Origin of the sequence: Enterobacter sp. 725m/11, from assembly GCF_011683705.1 — a bacterium.
Taxonomy (GTDB): domain Bacteria; phylum Pseudomonadota; class Gammaproteobacteria; order Enterobacterales; family Enterobacteriaceae; genus Enterobacter; species Enterobacter bugandensis.
In genome coordinates this window covers 33,780-56,306 of the sequence record NZ_JAAQOK010000035.1, presented here as the reverse complement: position 1 = coordinate 56,306, position 22,527 = coordinate 33,780, and the positions used below count along the sequence as shown (strand labels likewise).

Here is a 22,527-nt window from a genome sequence, read left to right as displayed (position 1 = left end):
GGTGTCGGTGGTGGAGTAAATCACCACCTTGCCCTCTTTGGTGGCGGCATCGACAACTTTTTGATACTCAGCAGGATAGTCCTGCGGCAGGGCAGAGAGTGCAGAAGCAGAGAACAGTACGGTAGCGGTAAGCAGAGAAATTCGGAACGTGTTCGACATTATAGTTAACCTTTTAGTTACATTTGAGGAACTAATTGTCAACATAGCGTAAAGCGCGCCTCCGACAATAGGGAGGCGCGGGCAATGATTCCGAAGTGTGACTGTCACCATCGTTTCAGCAATTAACACCATAAAATCCACGAACGTTTGCCTGCGAACGGTTTCGGATTACGGTTTATCGTCGGCTTTGCGGTATAGCCGCCGTGGATGACCAATATTGCCATACAGCATTTCGACGATGATTAACCCGCTCTCCACGCAGTATTCCAGGTAGCGACGCCCCGTGGTTTTGCTGATCCCCACGTTTTCCACCACCTCTTCAACCGACATCGCGCTGTCGGGATGTTCGGCGAACAGGCGTTTAATCCTTTCCAGCGTTTGGGGTTCAATGCCCTTTGTCGACGGCGTAATGGAGGCTTCCGCGGCAGGCAGATTAAACAGACGATCCAGCGCGTGCTGGTCGACCACCTTCACCTGCTGCACGGTGTGGACGAAGCGCATAAACCGCTCCAGCGAGGCGTGCAGGCGCTGGAAAAAGACGGGCTTGATCAGGTAGTCAAACGCGCCGCTGCGCATGGCATGGCTGCAGGTCTGCATATCGCTGGCGGCGGTGATGAAGATCACCGAGCATTCATAGCTTTTCAGCAGCGGGTTATCGATGAGCTCCACGCCTTTACCGTCCGGGAGATAGTTGTCCAGCAGGATAAGCCGCGGCTGATGCTGACGAATCAGGCGGCATGCCTGCTCAATCGACGCGGCGATGCCCACCACGCGCAAGTGAAAATTCTGCTCGATATACTCGCGATGCAGTTCCGCCAGGTGCGGTTCATCTTCAACGATCACAACGTCAAGTGGTTGGGTCATGCGGTTGTCCATTGGGAATAAACACAGAAAAAATGGTGCCCTGCGGCGTGTTGTCGGCGATCTCTATGCTGCCGCCCGCTTTCCTGATATAGCCTGCCACCAGAAACAGGCCAATACCGTGCTCGGTACCCACAATGTCGTTTTCACTTTCCGGTTTGCTGCTGAATCCCTGGCGGAAAATGTGTGGCTTCACCGCCTCATCCACACCGCAGCCTCTGTCTGCCACCTCTATCAACAACTCCTGGTTGCGGTCAGAAATGTAGAGTTCCACCGGCGCGGGGACCGGTGCCTTAAGGGTCGCGTCCACCGCGTTATCCAGCAGGTTACCAATAATGGACATCAGCTCCGTTTCGTTGAGCGTGCCGGGCATGCGGGTGAGCTGGCAGGCCGGGTCAAATTGCAGTTCAACGCCTTTTTCGCGCGCGCTGACGTATTTTCCTAACAGCAGCCCGCACAGGGCCGGAGAGACAAAATGGGCGGAGACAAAATCCAGCACGCGCTGCGCGCCTTCTGACTGCACCTGGATGTAACGGATCGCCTCGTCATAGTGTTTCATCTGCAGCAGCCCCACCAGCGTGGCGGTCCAGTTCAGCTGCTCGTGGCGCATAATGCGCAGGTTGTCCGCATAGCGCTTGATCTGGCTCAGTTGGCTGCTGAGGGTGTTAATGTCGTTTTTGTCGCGAAAGCTGTACACCCAGCCGCTTTCAACGCCGGGTTCGACTTCAATCGCCACGCGGTTAACGATCACCTCTCGCTGGTTAAGCACTGCGATTTGGTCGTGGCGACCAGCGCTTACCGAGGCGTAGCGCTGGGATAAAAAGCCCGGCAACGTCTGCAGAACGTCTTCCAGCGGTTTGCCGATAAGTTCTTTCTCACTTTGATGAATATCGAGCATCTCCCTGGCTGCCCGGTTAATTAAAATCAGCCGCTTCTCTTCATTGATGGCAAATACCCCCTCGTACATGGCTTCTAATAGCGCGCGTTGCTGCAAAACCAACTGGGCGATATCTTTCGGCTCAAGGCGGAACATCTGCTTTTTAAGATTGCGGGTAAACAGCCAGGAGAAAATAAACAGCAACAGCAGAAGGGCAATACCGTACAGTCCAGCCTGCCAGAGAATGCGGGCGTTAATATTGGCGATATACGAGGTCAGATAGCCGACCGAGACGATGCCAATGACCTGATGCTGCGCATTAAAGATTGGCGCTTTGCTGCGCAGCGACACCCCAATCCCGCCCTGACGCACGGAAATAATGGTTTTGCCTTTTAACACCTCCGCATTATCCCCTCCAATCATCGGTAAATTAATGCGCTCCGGTGATTCCGAATGATAAAGGTGCTGTTCCCGGGTATCGCCAATCACAATATAGCTGGCATCGCTTTCGGCACGCAGCGGCTGTATTAAGCGGGCGATACCGGGGATATCTCTGGCTGCCACCATTTCCGGCAGACCCGGTATCAGGGCGATTTCACTGGCCTGAACCCGGGCGCGCTGGCCCAAATCGTGGTGTAGCTGTCGGTCAATAAAATGAAACAGGATCGTTCCCAGCAGAACTAACAGCAGGCAGGAGAAGCACACCAGCGCTAAAAACAGCTTTACCTGAAAAGAGAGTCTGCGTTTCATTCAACCTGTGCTAGCCCTATGAAAGTGAGAGATTTGCGGAGCCTGACATGTGCCAATAGCGGACGCAATCTGGCGAGAAAAGAGTTGTGACCTGGCTTTTCGTTTTCGGCGTTATAGCCATCAGGATCCCGTAAGGCTATGCTTCATTCAGCAAGATAATAATTACAGAGGCAATGTCATGGATAAAGAACTACTGGATGAGGGTTACCGGGCCTATACCGGCGAGAAAATTGACGTTTACTTTAATACCGGGATCTGCAAACACTCAGGTAACTGCGTGCGTGGGAGCGCAAAGCTGTTTAATCTGAAACGTAAGCCGTGGATCATTCCCGATGAAGTGGACGTTGAAACGGTTGTACGCGTGATTGATACCTGCCCGAGCGGTGCGCTGAAGTATCGCCAAAAATAAGCGAGGAACCATGGAAATTCTGGAAGGCCATAACAAGTTTTACGTGAATGATGAGAACGGCAATCAGGTCGCAGAGATTGTCTTCGTGCCGACCGGCGAGCACCTGAGCATTATCGAGCACACCGATGTGGATGAGAGCCTGAAAGGGCAGGGCGTCGGTAAACAGCTGGTGGCGAAAGTGGTGGAGAAGATGCGCGGTGAGAACCGCAAAATTATTCCGCTGTGCCCGTTTGCGAAGCATGAGTTTGATAAGACGCGGGAATATGACGATATTCGGGCGTAAATAACGCGCCCGGCAGCACGCCGGGCACGAGTACGTCTAGCCAACAAACATCACCGACACGCACAGCACGCCGACGACCAGCGTCAGCAGGCTGCCAATTGAGCGGTACGGTTTCAGGGAAGGGATCAGATACGTCGACAGCGTCGGCATGATAAACAGGATCATGGCGATAAGCGGGCCGCTGATGGCGTAAATCATTGAGATGGCGTTCGGGTTAATGCAGCAGACCGCAAAGGTGATTAACGACACCCCCATAATGGAAATGGCGCGGTTAAAGGCGCGGCTCTTTTTAATACCCACCTGATTTAGCGACGACTTCACGATCTCCGTCGCCCCTTCAATCACCCCAAAATAGGTGCCGAGGAACGATTTCGACATCGCTACGATCGCCACGATAATCCCGGAAATGCCGAGCCAGGCTGGGGAAGACGGCATCATCGACAGCGCTGACAGAATCGTCACCCCCTGCTCTTTGGCGGCCATAATATAGGACGGTGGAATAGAGAGCAGGCAGCTGAAGACAAAGAACAGCACGCTCAGGCAGATAATCAGGTACGCCACCTTCATGATCTTCTTGCATTTATCCATGGCACCGTCGGCAAATTTCTCGCGACGGTCAACGGCAAACGTTGAGATAATCGGGGTATGGCTAAAGGCAAACACCATCACCGGAATTGAAATCCATACCTGATGCAGCGTTTGGCGATCGAAAGCCATCTGGCTGGTGAGCAACGAGGGCTGCCAGCTTCCGGTGAGATAGATCGAGACAAACAGGAAATAGGCAATCAGCGGAAACACCAGGAAGCCCATCACTTTTATCGTGATATGCCGTCCCATCAGGAAAATCAGATTCAATACCAGCACCACCCCCAGGCTGACCAGCACGCGAACGGTGGTGTCCACCGTCAGGTGTTTTGCCAGCTGCTCGGTTAACGAGTTGGTAATGGCCACCGCATAAATCTGCACCACCACAAAAAAGGCGATGAAATAGAGCGTGGTGATCAGATTGCCAATCTTCTTACCATAGTAGTGGGAGACGGCGCCGGTGATCCCTTCATTACCTTTTGTGTTTGACGAGAGAATAAATTGCGCCAGCGCCCGGTGCGGCCAGTAGGTTAACGGATAGGCCACGAGGGCGGTGATAAACAGGACAATAGCGCCTGCGGAGCCCAGCTGAATGGGCAAGAACAGCGTTCCTGCACCCACGGCCGTGCCATAGAGAGCGAAACTCCAGAGAGTCTCATCTTTTGACCAAATTTTCGACATTAGAGCAACGTTTCAACTAACAAACCATCAGAATGGCGTGCAATTTACCATAGTTATGCCTGAAGAGCGCAGTTGCTTCGACGGAGTTTGGCCGGAACAGGCGTCCGGCCAGCGAGGGTTTAGCCTGCCAGAGCGCGTCGTTGCTGGCGACGCTTAAGGAATTTCTCACGCAGGTTATCGTATGCCCAGTTATAGAACATGGTGTATGGCAGGAAGAACAGGAAGAAACCAATTTCTAACGTGAATGCCTCAAGCAGGGTCACGCCCAGCACGGCGGCGACAATCGACACGCCGATTACAATAAACCCGCATTCGAACCCCAGGGCGTGCAGCGCGCGCACTTTTGCCGTACGTTTTACGCGCTGGACAGGCCAGAAACGGTCGAAACCGAAGTTATAGATAATGTTCCAGAGCATGGCGGTGGTAGCCAGGATAATGGTTAACCCACCCATCTCCACCACCGAGCGCTGCATCAGCCATGCCGCCGTGGGGGCGAGAATTGCCGTGGCAATCCCTTCGAAACAGACAGCATGAAAGATCCGCTCCGGCAGCTTACGTTGGAGTGCATCCTGATGTTGCATAGTGTAGACCTCATTTATTCACCGGTATGGGCGTTGATGCAGCCTATTTTTATCGCTAAAGCTGATATATTAAAGATAGTATCCATCGATAAAGTAGATAGTTTATGCGCTATTCACCTGAAGCTCTTACCGCGTTTGTTGAGACCGTTGCGGCAGGCTCTTTCTCTGCTGCCGCGCGCAGGCTGCGTAAAAGCCAGTCGACGATCAGCACCTCCATTGCCAACCTTGAAGCCGATCTGGGTTTCGAACTGTTTGACCGCTCGGCGCGCCAGCCGGTGTTAACGGTCCAGGGAGAACAGGTGCTGGGCTATGTGCAGGCCATCCTCGCCGCCAGCACGCGGCTGGATGAACTGGCGGTGTCGTTAACGGCACAAACGGAGGCGCGTCTGACGTTTGTCCTCTCCGATACCCTCAACCCCGACGTGCTTGAAGATCTGATGAAGCAGTTTGACGCTCGCTTTCCCCACACGGAATTCGAATGCCTGATTGGCGAGGAAGAGGACGTGATCGATCTGCTACAAAAGGAGCGCGCGCAGGTGGGGCTGACGGAAGCGCGAGACGGTTATCCTACGGATATTGGCGCTACCCGGCTGCCGGTGCAGACCCGAATGGCGATATATGCCGCGACCACGCATCCGCTCGCCGGACAATACGAGGTGCAGAGCGACGAGCTGCACGGCTGGCGGGAGCTGAGGCTCAGCACCTACCTTGAGCGCGAGGCTGAGATCGCGCGCGGGCCCGTCTGGTCAGCGCCGAACTACCTGTTACTGCTGAGTATGGCCGTCCAGGGGTTCGGCTGGTGCGTGCTGCCGTGCGCGCTGGTGGATGAATTCGCCGCCGCGAAGTCGCTGGTACAGCTCAATGTTCCCGGCTGGCCACGGGCGATCGGCATCGATCTACTGTGGAATAAACGATCCCCTCCCGGCGTGGCCGGAAGCTGGCTACGGCAGTATCTGCAGGATGCACGCTAATCCTTGTGATTAAACTCACTATTTTTAAACAATTAAGATAATTGCCAGTAACAATCCTCTACTATCGTCATGTCATTTAACACAGAGGTCGTGATGAAAGATGTCGTAATAGTGGGTGCGTTGCGTACGGCTATCGGCTGTTTTCAGGGAGCGCTTGCGCGTCACTCGGCGGTTGACCTGGGCAGCGTGGTCGTTAAAGCGCTGGTGGAACGTAGCGGGATCGCAGCCCATGAAGTTGATGAGGTGATCCTGGGGCAGGTTCTCACGGCCGGTGCCGGGCAAAACCCTGCGCGTCAGGCGGCGCTGAAGGGCGGGCTGCCCAATACCGTCTCCGCCATTACCATCAACGACGTCTGTGGTTCAGGGTTAAAAGCGCTGCATCTCGCCACCCAGGCCATTCAGTGCGGTGAAGCGGATGTGGTTATCGCTGGCGGACAAGAGAACATGAGCCGCGCGCCGCACGTTCTCACCGATAGCCGAACCGGCGCGCAGCTGGGCAACAGCCAGCTGCTCGACAGCCTCGTGCATGACGGGCTGTGGGATGCGTTCAACGACTATCATATGGGCGTGACGGCAGAAAACCTGGCGCGCGAGTACGGCATTAGCCGCGAATTGCAGGACGCTTATGCGCTCAGTTCGCAGCAAAAAGCGCGTGCCGCGATTGATTCCGGTCGCTTTCGCGACGAGATTGTCCCGGTCAGCACGCAGCGTCAGAACGGCGAGGCGATCGTCGTCGATACCGATGAACAGCCGCGCACGGATGCCAGCGCGGAAGGCCTGGCGAGACTGAATCCCGCGTTTGAAACGCAGGGCTCGGTCACCGCTGGCAATGCCTCGTCCATTAACGACGGTGCCGCCGCCGTGATGATGATGAGCGAAAGTAAAGCCCTTGAGCTCGATCTCCCCGTGCTGGCCCGCATTAAGGCGTTTGCCAGCGTGGGCGTGGATCCAGCGTTGATGGGGATTGCGCCGGTCTACGCTACCCGTCGCTGCCTGGAGCGCGCAGGGTGGCAACTTTCGGATGTCGATCTGATCGAAGTGAACGAAGCCTTTGCCGCGCAGGCGATCTCGGTCGGCAAAATGCTGGAGTGGGATCCGCTGCGGGTCAACGTGAACGGCGGTGCAATTGCGCTGGGTCATCCCATCGGCGCGTCCGGCTGCCGAATCCTGGTTTCGCTGGTCCACGAAATGAAAAAGCGAAACGCGCGCAAAGGGATCGCTACCCTCTGTATAGGCGGCGGACAGGGCGTGGCGCTCGCCATCGAACGCTAATTTCTCCCCACTTAAAAAACCTCCTTCGGGAGGTTTTTTTTATCGTGTTCTTCTCTTCATGGGAAGTAATCGTGATCCGCGCGTCATTTCTGTTATAAACAAAAATAAAAAATGAAACGTTGTTTTAATTGCAATTGAAAACCCTATTTTATGCCGCTAGTATGTGCTCATCATAAAACGAAACGTCGTTTCGTTTAATTTCTGCCTTCGGGCATGACCACATCTGGAGGTTACCGTGGACGTCAGACAAAGCATCCACAGCGCGCACGCCAAAACGCTGGATACTCAGGGACTGCGCAGCGAGTTTTTAATTGAGCAGGTGTTCGAAGCCGATAAGTACACCATAGTCTATAGCCACATCGACCGCATTATCGTGGGCGGCATTAAGCCGGTGGCGAAAACCGTCTCCGTGGGCGGTGAAGTAGGCAAGCAGCTGGGCGTAAGCTACTTCCTGGAGCGTCGTGAACTGGGCGTGATTAATATTGGCGGGCCGGGCACGATTACCGTGGACGGCCAGTGCTACGAGATTGGCCATCGCGACGGGCTGTACGTCGGCAAAGGGGCGAAAGAGGTGGTCTTTGCCAGCATCGACGGCAGTAAACCCGCGAAGTTTTACTACAACTGCGCCCCGGCGCACACCGCTTATCCAACCAAAAAAGTAACGCCCGCGGACGTTGCGCCCGTGACGCTGGGCGACAACCTCACCAGCAACCGCCGCACCATCAATAAATACTTCGTGCCGGATGTGCTGGAAACCTGCCAGCTCAGCATGGGTCTGACCGAACTGGCCCCGGGTAACCTGTGGAACACCATGCCGTGCCATACCCACGAACGCCGCATGGAAGTCTACTTCTACTTCAACATGGATGAAGACGCCTGCGTGTTCCACATGATGGGACAGCCTCAGGAAACCCGTCATATCGTCATGCATAACGAGCAGGCGGTGATTTCACCCAGCTGGTCTATTCACTCCGGCGTGGGGACGAAAGCCTATACCTTCATCTGGGGGATGGTTGGAGAAAACCAGGTCTTCGATGATATGGACCACGTCGCGGTTAAGGATCTGCGCTAGTCGCGGGCAGTTAAGCATACATCTGCCTGTTGATGACAGGCGCTGAAAGAGTAAGGAACAAACATGATTCTGGATGCATTTTCTCTGCAGGGTAAAGTGGCCGTGGTTTCCGGGTGTGACACCGGACTGGGCCAGGGGATGGCGTTAGGCCTGGCGGAAGCGGGCTGTGATATCGTCGGGATTAACATCGTTGAGCCCACGGAAACCATCGAACGCGTAACCGCGCTGGGCCGCCGTTTTCTCAGCCTGACCGCCGACCTGCGTAAAATCGACGCTATTCCGGAGCTGCTGGATCGCGCGGTGGCGGAATTTGGCCATATCGACATTCTGGTCAACAACGCGGGGCTGATCCGCCGTGAAGACGCGATTAACTTCAGCGAGACCGACTGGGACGATGTCATGAACCTGAACATCAAGAGCGTATTCTTTATGTCCCAGGCGGCGGCGAAGCACTTCATCGCGCAGGGCAAGGGCGGCAAGATCATTAACATCGCGTCGATGCTCTCCTTCCAGGGCGGCATCCGCGTGCCGTCTTACACCGCGTCGAAAAGCGCGGTGATGGGCGTGACCCGCCTGCTGGCGAACGAATGGGCGCAGCACAACATCAACGTCAACGCGATTGCGCCGGGCTACATGGCCACCAACAACACCCAGCAGCTTCGTGCTGACGAAGAACGCAGTGCGGCGATCCTGGAGCGTATTCCGGCGGGCCGCTGGGGGCTGCCGAGCGATCTGATGGGGCCGGTAGTGTTCCTGGCTTCCCCGGCATCGGACTATATCAATGGTTATACCGTCGCGGTTGATGGCGGCTGGCTGGCGCGATAACCTAACTTATGACAAATACCTCTGCTCTTCGGCGGAGGTTTTTTTTGCTTAAATTTGTCAAAGTCCATATTGATAAACACGAAAAATCCATACTTAAAAATCATAGATGACTGCCATCACATTTTTATTATTTAAAAATTAAGGTGTTAGTAAAATTAGGTGATTATCCAGCATTAGTTGAAATTGTAATGTCCATCACAGATCGCTATGCCATAGCGAAATAATCCATATCTTCACGAATTCCGGCCTGACACTTTTACCCGCTATCTCGTAATTTCATTTAACGAATTTTGCTGTTGAGGCAGGAAAAATATGACATCTATAAATGACTCTACCCTGATGCCCGCCGCGCTGCGCGATACCCGCCGCATGAACCAGTTTGTCTCCATTGCGGCAGCCGTGGCCGGTTTGTTGTTCGGCCTGGATATCGGCGTTATCGCCGGGGCGCTGCCGTTTATTACCGATCACTTTACGCTGAGTAACCGCCTGCAGGAGTGGGTGGTGAGCAGCATGATGCTCGGCGCGGCCATCGGCGCGCTGTTTAACGGCTGGCTTTCGTTCCGCCTTGGGCGTAAATACAGCCTGATGGTCGGGGCGGTCCTGTTTGTTGCCGGGTCCATAGGTTCGGCGTTTGCCACTAACGTTGAAGTGCTGCTGCTCTCCCGCGTGCTGCTGGGCGTGGCGGTGGGGATTGCCTCCTACACCGCGCCGCTGTATCTCTCCGAAATGGCGAGCGAGAACGTGCGCGGCAAGATGATTAGCATGTACCAGCTGATGGTGACGCTGGGCATCGTGCTGGCGTTCCTGTCCGATACGTACTTCAGCTACAGCGGTAACTGGCGGGCGATGCTCGGCGTGCTGGCGCTGCCTGCGGTAGTGCTGATTGTTTTAGTGATCTTCCTGCCCAACAGTCCGCGCTGGCTGGCACAAAAAGGGCGTCACGTGGAAGCGGAAGAGGTGCTGCGCATGCTGCGCGACACGTCTGAGAAAGCGCGTGAAGAGCTGAACGAGATCCGCGAAAGCCTGAAGCTGAAGCAGGGCGGCTGGTCGCTGTTTAAGGCTAACCGCAACGTGCGCCGCGCGGTGTTCCTCGGCATGTTGCTGCAGGCGATGCAGCAGTTCACGGGGATGAACATCATCATGTACTACGCCCCGCGTATCTTCAAAATGGCCGGTTTTACCACCACCGAACAGCAGATGATCGCCACGCTGGTGGTGGGGCTGACCTTTATGTTCGCCACCTTTATCGCGGTGTTCACCGTCGATAAAGCCGGACGTAAACCGGCGCTGAAAATTGGCTTTAGCGTGATGGCGCTCGGCACCCTGATCCTCGGCTACTGCCTGATGCAGTTTGATAACGGCACGGCGTCCAGCGGCCTCTCCTGGCTCTCCGTGGGCATGACCATGATGTGTATTGCTGGCTACGCGATGAGCGCCGCGCCGGTGGTGTGGATCCTGTGCTCTGAAATTCAGCCGCTGAAATGTCGCGATTTTGGTATCACCTGTTCCACCACCACCAACTGGGTGTCGAACATGATCATCGGCGCGACCTTCCTGACGCTGCTGGATGCGATTGGCGCGGCGGGAACCTTCTGGCTCTATACGGTGCTGAACGTGGCGTTTATTGGCGTGACATTCTGGCTAATTCCAGAAACCAAAGGCGTGACGCTGGAACATATTGAACGCAAGCTGATGAGCGGGGAGAAACTGCGAAATATCGGCGTGTAAGAGTTAATGCCGGGTAAGCGCAGCGCCACCCGGCGTTTTGTTAGCGTGATGCTGAATAACTACCAACTTTGATAGCAATTCCTCAGATAGTCCATTCTCGCGTTCAGATTATTCTTAGTTTCTTGTATTATCGGGCAACTGAACTCACCCGGCAGGAATTTACTGCACCCGAAACAGAAGAACGGCTATGTCAGCAATGGATTTCAAAAAAAATACGGACCTCGATTTTTCCTCATATGCTCCTCCAGCAGTCAGTTCAAAAGAGATCGATCTTCTGGGCCTGTTAGATATTCTGATTACCGCGAAAAAACGCATTGCCACCATTATCTTTGTTTTCGCGCTGGCAGGTCTGGCAATTGCGCTTCTACTGCCGCAAAAATGGACCAGTAAAGCGGTGATCACTCCGGCGGAACAGACACAGTGGAACCCGCTGAGCCAGATGATGGTTGCGCTGCAGGTTCTTGATGTGAAGGTGCCGGTTACCCGTCAGGAAGTCTTTGACCTGTTTATTAAAAAATTCCAGTCGCAGTCATTGCTTGAAGAGTATATGACCTCTTCCCCTTACGTGATGGCGCAGCTCAAGAATGCGCAAGTGGACCCGCTTGAACTGCACCGTGCGGTTGTCAATATTGCAGACAAAATGAAAGCGGTGAATGATGTTCAGGGAAAAGATGCGGATAAAGCGCCTTTCGTCTCCTGGACATTGAGCTTCACTGCGCCGACCGCAGCCGATGCCCAATCCGTTCTGGAGGGGTATATCAACTATATCTCGGCAATTGTTGAGAAAGAAACGGTGCAGAATATCCGCAACCAGATCGCCCTCAAAACGAACGAGGTAGAGCAGCAGCTGACGCTCGACCGCGTTCGTCTGACCAATGTGCATAACACCAACCTGCAGCGGCTGAACTATTCGCTGGAAGTGGCGAATGCGGCGGGCATTAAGAAGCCCGTTTATAGCAACGGACAGGGGATAAAAGACGATCCGGATTACTCCGTTGCGCTCGGGGCTGACGGTATCGCGGAAAAGCTAAGGATTGAAAAAAATCTGAAGGATGTGACGGAGCTGAACGCGGACTTCCAGAACCGGGAATATTACCTGGCGCAGCTGAAAAAACTCTCCTTCGCAGACGTTAAGCTTGAGCCATTCAGGTATCAGCTTTCGCCATCGATGCCGGTGAAAAAAGACGGCCCGGGCAAAGGCATGATTGTCATTCTGGCGGCGATCCTTGGCGCTCTGTTTGCCTGCGGCAGCGTATTACTCCGTGAGGCCATGCTCAGCCGAAACCCATTGCCAGAGCCGGTAACGGAATAAATTCTGCACACATGAAGGCGCTGCAACAGCGCCTTTTTTATTTCAGGAAATCCTCGCGAACAGGCGTAAAGGTGTCCAGCAGCGTGCCGGCTCTGAGGCAGACGCAGCCGTGCATCACATGTGGTTTTTTGTAGAGGGTATCTCCCGCCGTCACGACATGCTTCTCTTCACCAATGGTAAACTCAAATTCACCAGAGAGAACATAGGTTAACTGTTCGTGCGGGTGGTTATGCAGTGGGCCAATCGCGCCCTGCTCAAACTGTACTTCAACCGCCATCATCCTGCCGCCGTGGGCCAGCACGCGACGCGTAACGCCATTCCCAAGATCTTCAGACGCGGTCTCTTTGTGGAACATAAACATGGTTTTGCCCTTCATAATAAAACAGTGTTTTATTTAATTTACATTGGCCAGATTAAAAAGAAAACGACGTAATAAAGAACTGGAAACAGGATCACAAGTTTGCTTCACTGGCTTAAACAGATAAGGAGCGATGATGAAAACGATTGGCCTGATAGGTGGGATGAGCTGGGAATCGACAATCCCTTATTACCGCCTGATTAACGAAGGCGTAAAGCAGCGTCTGGGCGGCCTGCACTCCGCGAGCCTGCTGCTGCACAGCGTTGATTTTCATGAAATCGAAGCCTGCCAGTCGAGCGGCGAATGGGATAAAGCCGGAGAAATCCTGGCTGATGCCGCGCTGGGGCTGGAGCGTGCGGGGGCGCAGGGCATTCTGCTGTGTACCAACACGATGCACAAAGTGGCCTCGCACATTGAAGCGCGCTGTTCGCTGCCGTTCCTGCACATCGCGGACGCCACCGGACGCGCCATTCGCGCTTCGGGAATGTCGCGCGTGGCCTTGCTGGGCACACGTTACACCATGGAGCAGGATTTCTATCGCGGGCGCTTGCACAGCGAGTTTGGGATTGAAAGCCTGATCCCGGATGAGGGGGACCGGGCGCGCATCAATCAGATTATCTTCGACGAGCTCTGCCTCGGAACCTTCAGCGAAACCTCCCGCGCATATTACGTCAGCGTAATAGATAAACTGGCGCAGCAGGGGGCTGAAGGGGTGATTTTCGGCTGCACGGAGATCGGTTTGCTGGTGCCGGGCGAACGAAGCCCCATCCCGGTGTTTGATACCGCGGCCATTCACGCGGCAGATGCCGTGGAATTTATGCTGTCATAACGGGTTTTGCAGGTCAGGTAAGCGAAGCGCCACCTGACGCGCATGCTCAACTAAGTGTTCGGTGAATGCGTCCACCAGCGCGGAAGCCGGACGGTGCAGCGGGCGGATAAGGCTTACGGTGAACGGGACGGAAACGCTAAAACGGCGGATGACGATCCCGCTTCCTGCATAGTCCAGCGCCGTAAGCGGATTGACGACCGCAACGCCAACGCCCGCGCGCACCATCGCGCATATTGACGCCGCGCTGTGGGTTTCAACGACCATCCGCCGCTTCACCTGATGCTCAGAAAAAAGCGTATCCAGCAGCTGCCGGTAGCTGTCCGTTTGCGACAGGCTAATGTAGTTTTCACCATGAAAATCCGCGGGTGTCAGCACTGCTTTGTGGGCAAGCCGATGCCCGGCGGGCAGAACGCACACTTCATCCAGCGCGAGCAGTTCCGTGCGCGCCGTTCCTGCGGGTGTCGAGAGGGTTTCGGTTAACCCGAGATCGTGGCGCTGTGCCGACAGCCACTCTTCAAGCAGAGGCGACTCCTGCGGGACGATGGTGAGATTGACCTCAGGATAGCGGGCCAGAAAAGGCTGGAGCAGCGTCGGTAAGAAGGACTGAGAGAAGACGGGCAGGCAGACAATCGACAGCTCGCCCTGACGAAACTCGCGCAGGCTTTCCGCCGCGCTGACGATTCTGTCCAGCCCGTACCATGAGCGCTGCACTTCCTCAAACAGGCGCAACCCCTGCACCGTCGGGTGAAGCCTGCCCCGGGCGCGTTCGAACAGCTTCAGCCCCAGCACTTTCTCGAAGCGCGCCAGCTCGCGGCTGACCGTCGGCTGCGAGGTATGCAGCATCTGCGCGGCTTCGGTGAGATTGCCGGCGGTCATCACGGCGTGAAAAATCTCGATGTGGCGTAAATTGACGGCGGGCATAGGGCACCTGAAAGCAAGGAACTGTCCATATCATTTTTGCATAGACTCGCGATAAAACGATATTTTTTATTCTGCTTCCGCTGTGGCGTAATCATAAAAAATGAATTGAACCGGAGAAGACCATGCCACGCCCGCTCAACCAGACGGATACCGATTTGAACGCTGAAAACCTGCTGCGCCTGCCCGCCGAGTTTGGCTGCCCGGTATGGGTCTACGACGCGCAGATCGTTCGCGAGAAGATCGCCGCCCTGCATCAGTTTGACGTGGTGCGTTTTGCCCAGAAGGCCTGCTCCAATATTCATATTCTGCGCCTGATGCGCGAGCAGGGCGTGAAAGTTGACTCCGTATCGCTGGGTGAAATCGAGCGTGCGCTGGCGGCAGGCTTTGATCCGAAAACCGATCCTGACGCGATCGTCTTTACCGCGGATGTGATCGACGCCACCACGCTTGCGCGCGTGCATGAACTGCAGGTGCCGGTGAACGCCGGTTCTGTGGATATGCTGGAGCAGCTTGGGCAGGTTTCACCCGGCCATCGCGTCTGGCTGCGCGTCAACCCGGGCTTTGGACATGGCCATAGCCAAAAAACCAACACCGGGGGCGAAAACAGCAAGCACGGGATCTGGTACGCCGATATGCCTGCCGCGCTTGAGGTACTGCAGCGCTACAGCCTGAAGCTGGTCGGTATTCATATGCACATTGGCTCCGGCGTCGATTACGGGCACCTGGAGCAGGTGTGCGGGGCGATGGTGCGCCAGGTTGTCGACTTCGGTCAGGATCTGGAGGCGATCTCCGCCGGTGGCGGTCTTTCCATTCCTTATCGTGAAGGGGAAGAGGCGATCGACACCGATCACTATTACGGCCTGTGGAGCGCCGCGCGCGATCAAATTGCCGCGCATCTGGGCCATGCCGTGAAGCTGGAAATTGAGCCGGGTCGTTTCCTGGTAGCCGAAGCCGGCGTGCTGGTGGCGCAGGTACGCAGCGTCAAAGAGATGGGCTCCCGCCACTTCGTGCTGATTGATGCGGGCTTTAACGACCTGATGCGTCCGTCCATGTACGGCAGCTACCATCACATTACCGCCCTGGCTGCTGATGGCCGCGATTTAACGCACGCGCCGCGCCGCGAGACGGTGGTCGCAGGCCCGCTGTGTGAATCCGGTGATGTGTTTACCCAGCAGGAAGGTGGCAAAGTTGAAACCCGCGCGCTGCCCGAGGTGAAGCCGGGCGATTACCTGGTGCTGCACGACACCGGGGCGTACGGGGCGTCTATGTCCTCGAACTACAACAGCCGTCCGCTGCTGCCGGAAGTGCTGTTTGATAACGGCAAGGCGCGGTTGATCCGTCGTCGCCAGACCATTCAGGAACTGCTGGCGCTGGAACTCGTTTGATTAAAGTACGGCCCCGTTGTGACCGAATCGCGTAATACCAGCGTGCCGGTAAACGGCGGGATCGCATCGACCGGCTGGTTCTTCGCCAGCCGGATCGCCTGATCGATAGCCGTGACGATCATGTTATCTATCGGCAGATAAACCGACGACAGCGCAGGCTCCAGCCACTTTGCGCTTGGGGCATCGTCAAAGCCGAACAGGGAGATATCCTGCGGGATCTTAAGCCCTGCCTGATGCAGCGCTTTGGACGCGCCCAGCGCCATATCATCGTTACAGGCAAACAGCGCGCTGAACGACACCCCTTCAGCAATCAGCTCCTTACACAGCTCATAGCCCCGCGTCATTCCCGCATCACCGTACTTTATTCGACGCTCGTCCAGACGAATGCCGTGCTTTTCAAGCGCCTTACGGTAGCCCATCAGCCGTGCTTTACCTGTGGGGGTGTGGATCGGAACGGTAATGCAGGCGATCTCCCGGTGGCCCTGATTGATCAGGTAATCCACCGCCTTAAACGCGGCATCCTGTTGTTCGAAGAACACGCAGCGCTCCGGTGCCTGACTGACTTCACGGTTGATGACCACCAGCGGCGTTTGCACGGTATTAATCAGCTTGATGATCGCTTTTTCGCTCATATAGCGCGTGTAAAGCACGATGGCATCGCACTGGCGGTCGGCCAGCATTTGCACCGCCTGCTCTTCCTGCTCTGGCGCGTCGTGACCGTCGGTGACGATCAGCTGTTTCCCGTGGGTTTCGGTCTGCCGCGACGCCTGCTGCAAAAGACGACCAAAGTAAAAGCCGTCGAAGGTAGAGACGACCAGACCAATGCTGTTGCTGGTCTGGTTAGCCAGCGAACGCGCGAGAAAGTTTGGGCGGTAGCCCAGCTCTTCCATCGCAGCAAAGACCTGCTGACGCGTGCTCTCTTTAACCTGACCTGTGCCGTTCAGCACGCGCGAGACGGTAGCCTTCGACACGCCCGCGCGCAGTGAGACATCCAGCATTGTTGCCATTCTACATTCCTGCTTCCACGTAATGGTTTGCAGTTTAACACAGACCTGACAGCGTATAAGCGATGCGGGAAGCGCAAAACTTCTGCCACGATCACGCTTTTTGGTCACGATTCGCCTGGCCTGCCGGAAGTAAAACTAAATAGTCTGACTCTGGTAAAATAATCGCCAAACCGGGCTGGAGGCGTCAGACCAGCATATTCATTAAAAACGCAGGTGAAACGTGAAAAAGACCGTCATTCTCCCGCTTTACGCAGCACCGCGCTATGCGGAGCAGGTCACCGACTGGCTCTGGCAGGCCTTTGGCGAGGGGCTTGCGCGGGATTTTTTCCATAGCATCGTCGAGCACAGCCAGACGCCGGGTGCCCTGCCGCTGACCTTTATCGCCGTAGAGGATGAACGGCTTCTCGGGACGGTGGGACTCTGGCGCTGTGATTTGATTACCCGTCAGGATCTCTGTCCGTGGCTGGCGGCGCTCTACGTTGATGACGCGGCGCGCGGCAAGGGGCTGGCAGGAAAGTTACAGCAGCATGTTATTCGCTTCGCCGCACGGGCCGGGTACGAGGAACTTCATCTCTGGTCTGCCTGCCGCGACTTCTATGAACGTTACGGCTGGCAGTATATTGGCGATGGGCTGGAGTATCCGGATAAAACGGTACACCTGTATCGCTATTCGCTCTGCGCGTCAGCGGGCGCAGCAACGGAGTGACGGCGCACTAACGTTGGACTGAAGAGATGGGTAATCTCCGGCGGCTGGCGTTGTTCGGCCAGCGCCAGCGCCAGCTCTGCGGCCTGGGTGGCCATCGTGATGATGGGGTAGCGTACGGTGGTCAGGCGTGGGCGCACGTACCGGGAGACCAAAACATCGTCGAAGCCAATCAGCGAGATTTCCGCTGGCACCTCGATCCCGTTGTCATTCATGACGCCCATTGCCCCGGCAGCCATCGAATCGTTATAGCTGGCGACCGCGGTGAAAGTCCGTCCGCGACCCAGCAGCTCCGTCATGGCCTGTTCGCCGCCGCTCTCATCCGGTTCACCGTAGGCCACCAGACGGTCATTGCACGGCAGACCGTTTTCGCGCAGGGCGTCGTAGTAGCCCTGCAGGCGGTCTTCCGCATCAGAAATGGGGTGATTGGAGCAGAGATAGCCAATCCGGGTATGACCCTGTTGAATCAGATGACGGGTCGCAAGCCAGGCGCCGTAGCGGTCGTCGAGGGCTACACAGCGTTTTTCAAAGCCGGGGATAATACGGTTGATAATCACCATGCCGGGCATTTGCTTCATCAGGTGTATTAGCTCGGCATCCGGGATCATTTTGGCGTGTACCACCAGTGCAGCGCAGCGGTGGCGGATCAGCTGCTCGATGGCCTGGCGTTCTTTTTGTTCATTATGATAGCCATTGCCGATCAGCAAAAAATTACCCGTCTGATAAGAGACCTGTTCAACCGCTTTTACCATGGCACCGAAAAAGGGGTCGGAAACGTCTCCCACCACCAGCCCAATAGTCTCTGTTGACTGCTGGGCGAGCGCGCGGGCGTTGGCATTCGGATGGTAGTTCAGGGTTTCCATGGCGCTTTGTACCGCCTGGCGTGATGCGTCACTGGCTTTGGGTGAATCATTAATCACGCGGGAGACGGTAGCTACCGACACACCTGCCAGACGAGCCACATCCTTTATTGTCGCCATTTATAACCTTCTTATATGGGGTAAGCGTTTACACACTGAATAGTGTTGCGGAAAAGTGACGTCCATTCAAGGGAAGCCGGTTTCCGCGCGCCACAAACGTGACGCAGACCAACCCTGGTAGTGTAATCGTTACACGCCTGGTCATGTCAGAAGAATGTCATTCTGAACCTTTAGTTACACTTTGCCTCAGGCTGTTGCGATTGTCCGGTGGCGATGACGTTAAAGAGGTTGGTAGAGTCGAGATCCCAGAGGTATTGATAGGTGGAATCAACTCCGGTTGATTAACACGACTTACACCAGCCTGCGTTCTTACGCAGGTTTTTTTTGCCTGATCGTTCAACCTGTAACAGCAAAAGAGAATATTCACACCTGGTTGCATTTCGGCTCATTCCCTTGCGTTTTCCTGCTGGCGAAGCGCAGGGTCAACAGCCACAATCAAGATCCCAGAGGTATTGATTGGTGAGAATTCTTAGTACGGTTTCGTACTCATCTCTTGCACCAACCTGCGCGGATGCGCAGGTTTTTTTTCGCCTCCACTTTTGCTGTCGCTCCCGTATCACTTCTCGTGTAATCTGCCACCATTTACTGTCAACCCACCACACTGTCTGGCAAAGGGAGTTGAGATGCTATTTGGGTTTTTCCGTACACTGTTCCGTATTCTTTTTCGCATCCGCGTCACTGGCGACGCCCAGGCGCTTCGTGGCGAGCGCGTTCTCATCACACCCAATCATGTTTCCTTTATAGACGGCATCCTGCTTGCGCTGTTTCTGCCCGTGCGTCCGGTGTTTGCGGTCTATACCTCCATCAGCCAGCAGTGGTATATGCGCTGGCTCACCCCACTTATCGATTTCGTACCGCTTGACCCGACAAAGCCGATGATGATTAAACACCTGGTACGTCTGGTAGAGCAGGGGCGTCCGGTGGTCATTTTCCCGGAAGGGCGCATTTCAGTGACCGGTTCGCTGATGAAAATCTACGACGGCGCGGGGTTTGTCGCGGCGAAATCAAACGCGACCGTAGTGCCGCTGCGCATTGAAGGCGCAGAGTTGACCCATTTCAGCCGCCTTAAGGGGCTGGTAAAGCAGCGTCTGTTCCCCAAAATCACGCTGCATATCCTGCCGCCAACGTCGTTACCGATGCCGGAAGCGCCGCGTGCCCGCGATCGCCGTAAAATCGCCGGGGAAATGCTGCACCAGATTATGATGGAAGCGCGCATGGCCGTTCGTCCGCGCGAAACGCTGTATGAATCCCTGCTTTCGGCGCAGTACCGCTACGGCGCGAAGAAAAACTGCATTGAAGACATCAACTTTACCCCAGATACCTATCGTAAACTGCTGACCAAGACGCTGTTCGTGGGCCGCATTCTTGAGAAGTACAGCAAAAAGGGCGAAAAGATCGGCCTGATGCTGCCAAACGCGGGCATCAGCGCGGCGGTGATTTTTGGTGCGGTTTCCCGTGGCCGTATACCGGCGATGATGAACTACACGGCGGGCGTGAAAGGGCTGACCAGCGCCATTACCGCCGCCCAAATCAATACCATCTTTACCTCCCGACAGTTTCTGGACAAAGGCAAGCTGTGGCATCTGCCGGAACAGCTGACCCAGGTACGCTGGGTCTTCCTGGAAGATCTAAAAGCGGACGTGACCACCGGCGACAAGCTGTGGATTTTTGCGCATCTGCTGGTGCCGCATCTGGCTCAGGTCAAACAGCAGCCGGAAGATGACGCGATTATCCTTTTCACGTCGGGTTCGGAGGGTAATCCGAAAGGCGTCGTCCACAGCCACAAGAGTATTCTGGCGAACGTTGAGCAGATCAAAAGCATTGCCGACTTTACCGCGAATGACCGTTTTATGTCGGCGCTGCCGCTGTTCCACTCCTTTGGCCTGACGGTGGGGCTGTTCACGCCGCTGCTGACCGGTGCCGAGGTGTTCCTCTATCCCAGCCCGCTGCATTACCGCATCGTGCCGGAGCTGGTGTATGACCGTAACTGCACCGTCCTGTTCGGGACCTCAACCTTCCTGGGTAACTATGCCCGTTTCGCCAATCCGTATGATTTCTTCCGCGTTCGGTACGTGGTGGCCGGTGCGGAAAAGCTGCAGGAGAGCACGCGTCAGATCTGGCAGGACAAGTTTGGCCTGCGCATTCTTGAAGGTTATGGCGTTACCGAGTGCGCGCCCGTTGTCTCGATTAACGTGCCGATGGCGGCGAAACCGGGAACGGTGGGGCGAATTCTGCCGGGGATGGATGCGCGCTTGCTGGCGGTGCCGGGCATTGAGGACGGTGGCCGCCTGCAGCTGAAAGGGCCAAACGTGATGAACGGTTACCTGCGCGTGGAAAACCCAGGCGTGCTGGAAGCGCCAACGGCGGAAAACGTCAACGGCGAGATTGAAACCGGCTGGTACGACACCGGTGACATCGTTCGTTTCGATGAGCAAGGCTTTGTACAGATTCAGGGGCGCGCAAAACGCTTCGCCAAAATCGCCGGTGAGATGGTCTCTCTGGAAATGGTTGAACAACTGGCGACGGCCGTGTCCGCCGAGAAGATGCACGCCACGGTCGTGAAGAGCGATGCCAGCAAAGGCGAGGCGCTGGTACTGTTTACCACTGATGCTGAGCTTAAGCGCGACAGGTTACTGAGCTATGCGCGTGAACACGGTATTCCTGAACTGGCCGTGCCGCGCGATATTCGCTACCTGAAGCAGCTTCCGGTGCTGGGTAGCGGCAAGCCCGATTTCGTGACCCTGAAAGGTATGGTTGAAGAGGCGGAGCAGCATAATGCGTGAGTCAGTACACACTAACACCTCGCTGCGTTCAAAAGGCATGATGGCGGTCATCGCCGCGCAGTTTCTCTCTGCGTTCGGTGATAACGCGCTGCTGTTTGCCACGCTGGCGCTGCTGAAAGCCGAGTTTTACCCTGACTGGAGTCAGCCGATCCTGCAGATGGTGTTTGTGGGCGCTTACATTATCTTTGCCCCGTTTGTGGGGCAGGTGGCGGACAGCTTCCCGAAAGGCCGGGTGATGATGTTTGCCAACGGTCTCAAGCTGCTGGGCGCTGCCAGTATATGTTTTGGTTTTAATCCGTTTGTTGGCTATACGCTGGTGGGCATCGGTGCTGCCGCCTACTCCCCAGCGAAGTATGGCATTCTCGGAGAACTGACCACGGGCGATAAGCTGGTGAAAGCCAACGGCCTGATGGAGTCGTCAACGATTGCCGCTATCCTCCTCGGCTCCGTCGCGGGTGGCGTGCTGGCCGACTGGCATGTTCTGGCTGCCCTGGGCGTGTGTGCAGTGGTGTATGGTGGGGCGGTCGTGGCTAACCTGTTTATTCCGAAGCTGCCGGTGGCTCGCCCGGGCCAGTCCTGGCGCTTTAAACCGATGACCGGCAGTTTCTTTAACGCGTGCCGCGTGCTGTGGCGTAACGGGGAAACGCGTTTCTCCCTGATGGGAACCAGTATGTTCTGGGGGGCGGGCGTCACGCTGCGCTTCCTGCTGGTTCTGTGGGTACCGGTGGCGCTGGGGATCACCGACAACGCGACGCCGACCTATCTGAATGCGATGGTGGCTATCGGGATTGTGGCTGGGGCGGGCGCGGCGGCGAAGCTGGTGACGCTTGAAACGGTTGCACGCTGCATGCCCGCGGGGATCCTGATTGGCCTCGTGGTGCTTATTTTCTCGCTGCAACATGCGTTATTGCCCGCTTATGCTCTGTTGATCCTGATTGGTATTCTGGGGGGCTTCTTTGTGGTACCGCTGAATGCGTTACTCCAGGAGCTTGGCAAGCAGACCGTCGGGGCGGGGAATGCCATTGCGGTTCAAAATCTCGGTGAAAACCTGGCCATGCTGTTAATGCTGGGGCTCTACTCGTTGGCGGTAAAAGTGGGTGTCCCGGTGGTGGCGATTGGCGTCGGATTTGGTGGGCTGTTCGCGGCGGCGATTGCGGGATTGTGGGTCTGGCAGCGTCGCCGTTAATAAGTAGCC

21 protein-coding genes and 1 pseudogene are annotated in these 22,527 nt (G+C 55.8%); 13 read left to right on the top strand and 9 right to left on the bottom strand.

Annotated features, from left to right (window positions below; all coding sequences use genetic code 11):
• The 3 genes and pseudogenes from HBA26_RS22935 to HBA26_RS15725 all read right to left on the bottom strand — a co-directional run.
• Positions 1 to 204, bottom strand: a pseudogene (locus HBA26_RS22935) (ABC transporter substrate-binding protein); the annotation flags it as partial.
• A 123-nt stretch (positions 205 to 327) separates the two neighbouring features.
• A complete protein-coding gene (locus tag HBA26_RS15730; RefSeq protein ID WP_120301907.1) occupies positions 328 to 1,023 on the bottom strand; it encodes a response regulator in 696 nt (231 codons plus the stop codon).
• Positions 1,007 to 2,647: a sensor histidine kinase gene (locus HBA26_RS15725; protein WP_126344936.1), complete on the bottom strand. Its 1,641-nt coding sequence runs from the start codon at positions 2,645 to 2,647 to the stop codon at positions 1,007 to 1,009. Before HBA26_RS15725 ends, HBA26_RS15730 begins: the two co-directional genes overlap by 17 nt.
• Positions 2,648 to 2,825: 178 nt before the next feature.
• Here HBA26_RS15725 and yjdI point away from each other — a divergent pair, with 178 nt between their 5' ends.
• Both yjdI and HBA26_RS15715 read left to right on the top strand, forming a co-directional pair.
• Positions 2,826 to 3,056 carry a 4Fe-4S mono-cluster protein YjdI gene (gene yjdI, locus HBA26_RS15720; RefSeq protein WP_041908367.1) on the top strand — a complete coding sequence of 77 codons (231 nt, stop codon included), beginning with the start codon at positions 2,826 to 2,828 and terminating at the stop codon, positions 3,054 to 3,056.
• Positions 3,057 to 3,066: 10 nt separating this feature from the next.
• Positions 3,067 to 3,339, top strand: coding sequence for a GNAT family N-acetyltransferase (locus HBA26_RS15715; protein ID WP_048957332.1), 273 nt, complete (start codon positions 3,067 to 3,069; stop codon positions 3,337 to 3,339).
• A gap of 36 nt (positions 3,340 to 3,375) precedes the next feature.
• Here the strand turns inward: HBA26_RS15715 and HBA26_RS15710 are convergent, their stop codons facing one another.
• Together HBA26_RS15710 and HBA26_RS15705 are read right to left on the bottom strand one after the other, a co-directional pair.
• Entirely contained in the window at positions 3,376 to 4,605 is a 1,230-nt protein-coding gene (locus HBA26_RS15710) for an amino acid permease (RefSeq protein ID WP_059358104.1), read from the bottom strand.
• Positions 4,606 to 4,724: 119 nt separating this feature from the next.
• On the bottom strand, positions 4,725 to 5,186 hold the full coding sequence (locus HBA26_RS15705; protein WP_041908370.1) for a multidrug/biocide efflux PACE transporter: 462 nt from the start codon (positions 5,184 to 5,186) through the stop codon (positions 4,725 to 4,727).
• Between the two features lie 104 nt (positions 5,187 to 5,290).
• Between HBA26_RS15705 and HBA26_RS15700 the strand changes: the two genes are divergently transcribed.
• From HBA26_RS15700 to wzz(fepE), 6 genes are all read left to right on the top strand, one after another.
• The gene (locus tag HBA26_RS15700) at positions 5,291 to 6,157 is read left to right on the top strand and encodes a LysR family transcriptional regulator (RefSeq protein ID WP_063155120.1); all 867 of its coding nucleotides are present in this window, start codon (positions 5,291 to 5,293) and stop codon (positions 6,155 to 6,157) included.
• 93 nt (positions 6,158 to 6,250) lie between these two features.
• A complete protein-coding gene (locus HBA26_RS15695) occupies positions 6,251 to 7,429 on the top strand; it encodes an acetyl-CoA C-acetyltransferase (RefSeq protein WP_028014300.1) in 1,179 nt (392 codons plus the stop codon).
• A 235-nt stretch (positions 7,430 to 7,664) separates the two neighbouring features.
• Positions 7,665 to 8,501, top strand: a complete 837-nt coding sequence (gene kduI / locus HBA26_RS15690; RefSeq protein WP_166720952.1) for a 5-dehydro-4-deoxy-D-glucuronate isomerase — start codon at positions 7,665 to 7,667, stop codon at positions 8,499 to 8,501.
• Positions 8,502 to 8,564: 63 nt separating this feature from the next.
• On the top strand, positions 8,565 to 9,326 hold the full coding sequence (gene kduD / locus HBA26_RS15685; RefSeq protein ID WP_003862835.1) for a 2-dehydro-3-deoxy-D-gluconate 5-dehydrogenase KduD: 762 nt from the start codon (positions 8,565 to 8,567) through the stop codon (positions 9,324 to 9,326).
• A 312-nt stretch (positions 9,327 to 9,638) separates the two neighbouring features.
• Complete coding sequence (locus HBA26_RS15680) at positions 9,639 to 11,054, top strand: sugar porter family MFS transporter (protein ID WP_028014298.1); 1,416 nt, start codon at positions 9,639 to 9,641, stop codon at positions 11,052 to 11,054.
• A 187-nt stretch (positions 11,055 to 11,241) separates the two neighbouring features.
• The gene (gene wzz(fepE), locus HBA26_RS15675; RefSeq protein WP_048999239.1) at positions 11,242 to 12,366 is read left to right on the top strand and encodes an LPS O-antigen length regulator Wzz(fepE); all 1,125 of its coding nucleotides are present in this window, start codon (positions 11,242 to 11,244) and stop codon (positions 12,364 to 12,366) included.
• A gap of 37 nt (positions 12,367 to 12,403) precedes the next feature.
• Here the strand turns inward: wzz(fepE) and HBA26_RS15670 are convergent, their stop codons facing one another.
• Positions 12,404 to 12,727: a cupin domain-containing protein gene (locus HBA26_RS15670; protein ID WP_045260914.1), complete on the bottom strand. Its 324-nt coding sequence runs from the start codon at positions 12,725 to 12,727 to the stop codon at positions 12,404 to 12,406.
• 133 nt (positions 12,728 to 12,860) lie between these two features.
• Between HBA26_RS15670 and HBA26_RS15665 the strand changes: the two genes are divergently transcribed.
• Positions 12,861 to 13,553 carry an aspartate/glutamate racemase gene (locus tag HBA26_RS15665; RefSeq protein WP_049136427.1) on the top strand — a complete coding sequence of 231 codons (693 nt, stop codon included), beginning with the start codon at positions 12,861 to 12,863 and terminating at the stop codon, positions 13,551 to 13,553.
• On the opposite strand, the gene HBA26_RS15660 is transcribed toward HBA26_RS15665, so the two are convergent.
• Positions 13,548 to 14,474 carry a LysR family transcriptional regulator gene (locus tag HBA26_RS15660; protein WP_045260912.1) on the bottom strand — a complete coding sequence of 309 codons (927 nt, stop codon included), beginning with the start codon at positions 14,472 to 14,474 and terminating at the stop codon, positions 13,548 to 13,550. The genes HBA26_RS15665 and HBA26_RS15660 overlap by 6 nt on opposite strands.
• A gap of 122 nt (positions 14,475 to 14,596) precedes the next feature.
• Between HBA26_RS15660 and lysA the strand changes: the two genes are divergently transcribed.
• Positions 14,597 to 15,859 (top strand): diaminopimelate decarboxylase, encoded by a 1,263-nt coding sequence (gene lysA / locus HBA26_RS15655; protein ID WP_126344938.1) that lies wholly within the window; start codon positions 14,597 to 14,599, stop codon positions 15,857 to 15,859.
• Here lysA and HBA26_RS15650 read toward each other — a convergent pair.
• Entirely contained in the window at positions 15,829 to 16,866 is a 1,038-nt protein-coding gene (locus HBA26_RS15650) for a LacI family DNA-binding transcriptional regulator (RefSeq protein WP_028014292.1), read from the bottom strand. The genes lysA and HBA26_RS15650 overlap by 31 nt on opposite strands.
• 220 nt (positions 16,867 to 17,086) lie before the next feature.
• Here HBA26_RS15650 and HBA26_RS15645 point away from each other — a divergent pair, with 220 nt between their 5' ends.
• Complete coding sequence (locus HBA26_RS15645) at positions 17,087 to 17,572, top strand: GNAT family N-acetyltransferase (RefSeq protein WP_047367460.1); 486 nt, start codon at positions 17,087 to 17,089, stop codon at positions 17,570 to 17,572.
• On the opposite strand, the gene galR is transcribed toward HBA26_RS15645, so the two are convergent.
• Positions 17,533 to 18,549 (bottom strand): HTH-type transcriptional regulator GalR, encoded by a 1,017-nt coding sequence (gene galR, locus HBA26_RS15640; RefSeq protein WP_069732749.1) that lies wholly within the window; start codon positions 18,547 to 18,549, stop codon positions 17,533 to 17,535. The genes HBA26_RS15645 and galR overlap by 40 nt on opposite strands.
• Positions 18,550 to 19,172: 623 nt before the next feature.
• On the opposite strand from galR, the gene aas reads away from it, so the two are divergent.
• Both aas and lplT read left to right on the top strand, forming a co-directional pair.
• Positions 19,173 to 21,332: a bifunctional acyl-ACP--phospholipid O-acyltransferase/long-chain-fatty-acid--ACP ligase gene (gene aas / locus HBA26_RS15635; protein ID WP_126344939.1), complete on the top strand. Its 2,160-nt coding sequence runs from the start codon at positions 19,173 to 19,175 to the stop codon at positions 21,330 to 21,332.
• Positions 21,325 to 22,518: a lysophospholipid transporter LplT gene (lplT, locus tag HBA26_RS15630; RefSeq protein ID WP_126344940.1), complete on the top strand. Its 1,194-nt coding sequence runs from the start codon at positions 21,325 to 21,327 to the stop codon at positions 22,516 to 22,518. Before aas ends, lplT begins: the two co-directional genes overlap by 8 nt.
• Positions 22,519 to 22,527 lie beyond the last annotated feature (9 nt).

Bases quoted from the DNA above. Each gene is read 5' to 3' on its own strand.
- HBA26_RS15730 (WP_120301907.1), bottom strand. From the start codon at position 1,023: ATGACCCAACCACTTGACGTTGTGATCGTTGAAGATGAACCGCACCTG.
- HBA26_RS15725 (WP_126344936.1), bottom strand. From the start codon at position 2,647: ATGAAACGCAGACTCTCTTTTCAGGTAAAGCTGTTTTTAGCGCTGGTG.
- yjdI (WP_041908367.1), top strand. From the start codon at position 2,826: ATGGATAAAGAACTACTGGATGAGGGTTACCGGGCCTATACCGGCGAG.
- HBA26_RS15715 (WP_048957332.1), top strand. From the start codon at position 3,067: ATGGAAATTCTGGAAGGCCATAACAAGTTTTACGTGAATGATGAGAAC.
- HBA26_RS15710 (WP_059358104.1), bottom strand. From the start codon at position 4,605: ATGTCGAAAATTTGGTCAAAAGATGAGACTCTCTGGAGTTTCGCTCTC.
- HBA26_RS15705 (WP_041908370.1), bottom strand. From the start codon at position 5,186: ATGCAACATCAGGATGCACTCCAACGTAAGCTGCCGGAGCGGATCTTT.
- HBA26_RS15700 (WP_063155120.1), top strand. From the start codon at position 5,291: ATGCGCTATTCACCTGAAGCTCTTACCGCGTTTGTTGAGACCGTTGCG.
- HBA26_RS15695 (WP_028014300.1), top strand. From the start codon at position 6,251: ATGAAAGATGTCGTAATAGTGGGTGCGTTGCGTACGGCTATCGGCTGT.
- kduD (WP_003862835.1), top strand. From the start codon at position 8,565: ATGATTCTGGATGCATTTTCTCTGCAGGGTAAAGTGGCCGTGGTTTCC.
- HBA26_RS15680 (WP_028014298.1), top strand. From the start codon at position 9,639: ATGACATCTATAAATGACTCTACCCTGATGCCCGCCGCGCTGCGCGAT.
- HBA26_RS15670 (WP_045260914.1), bottom strand. From the start codon at position 12,727: ATGTTTATGTTCCACAAAGAGACCGCGTCTGAAGATCTTGGGAATGGC.
- HBA26_RS15665 (WP_049136427.1), top strand. From the start codon at position 12,861: ATGAAAACGATTGGCCTGATAGGTGGGATGAGCTGGGAATCGACAATC.
- HBA26_RS15660 (WP_045260912.1), bottom strand. From the start codon at position 14,474: ATGCCCGCCGTCAATTTACGCCACATCGAGATTTTTCACGCCGTGATG.
- lysA (WP_126344938.1), top strand. From the start codon at position 14,597: ATGCCACGCCCGCTCAACCAGACGGATACCGATTTGAACGCTGAAAAC.
- HBA26_RS15650 (WP_028014292.1), bottom strand. From the start codon at position 16,866: ATGGCAACAATGCTGGATGTCTCACTGCGCGCGGGCGTGTCGAAGGCT.
- galR (WP_069732749.1), bottom strand. From the start codon at position 18,549: ATGGCGACAATAAAGGATGTGGCTCGTCTGGCAGGTGTGTCGGTAGCT.
- aas (WP_126344939.1), top strand. From the start codon at position 19,173: ATGCTATTTGGGTTTTTCCGTACACTGTTCCGTATTCTTTTTCGCATC.
- lplT (WP_126344940.1), top strand. From the start codon at position 21,325: ATGCGTGAGTCAGTACACACTAACACCTCGCTGCGTTCAAAAGGCATG.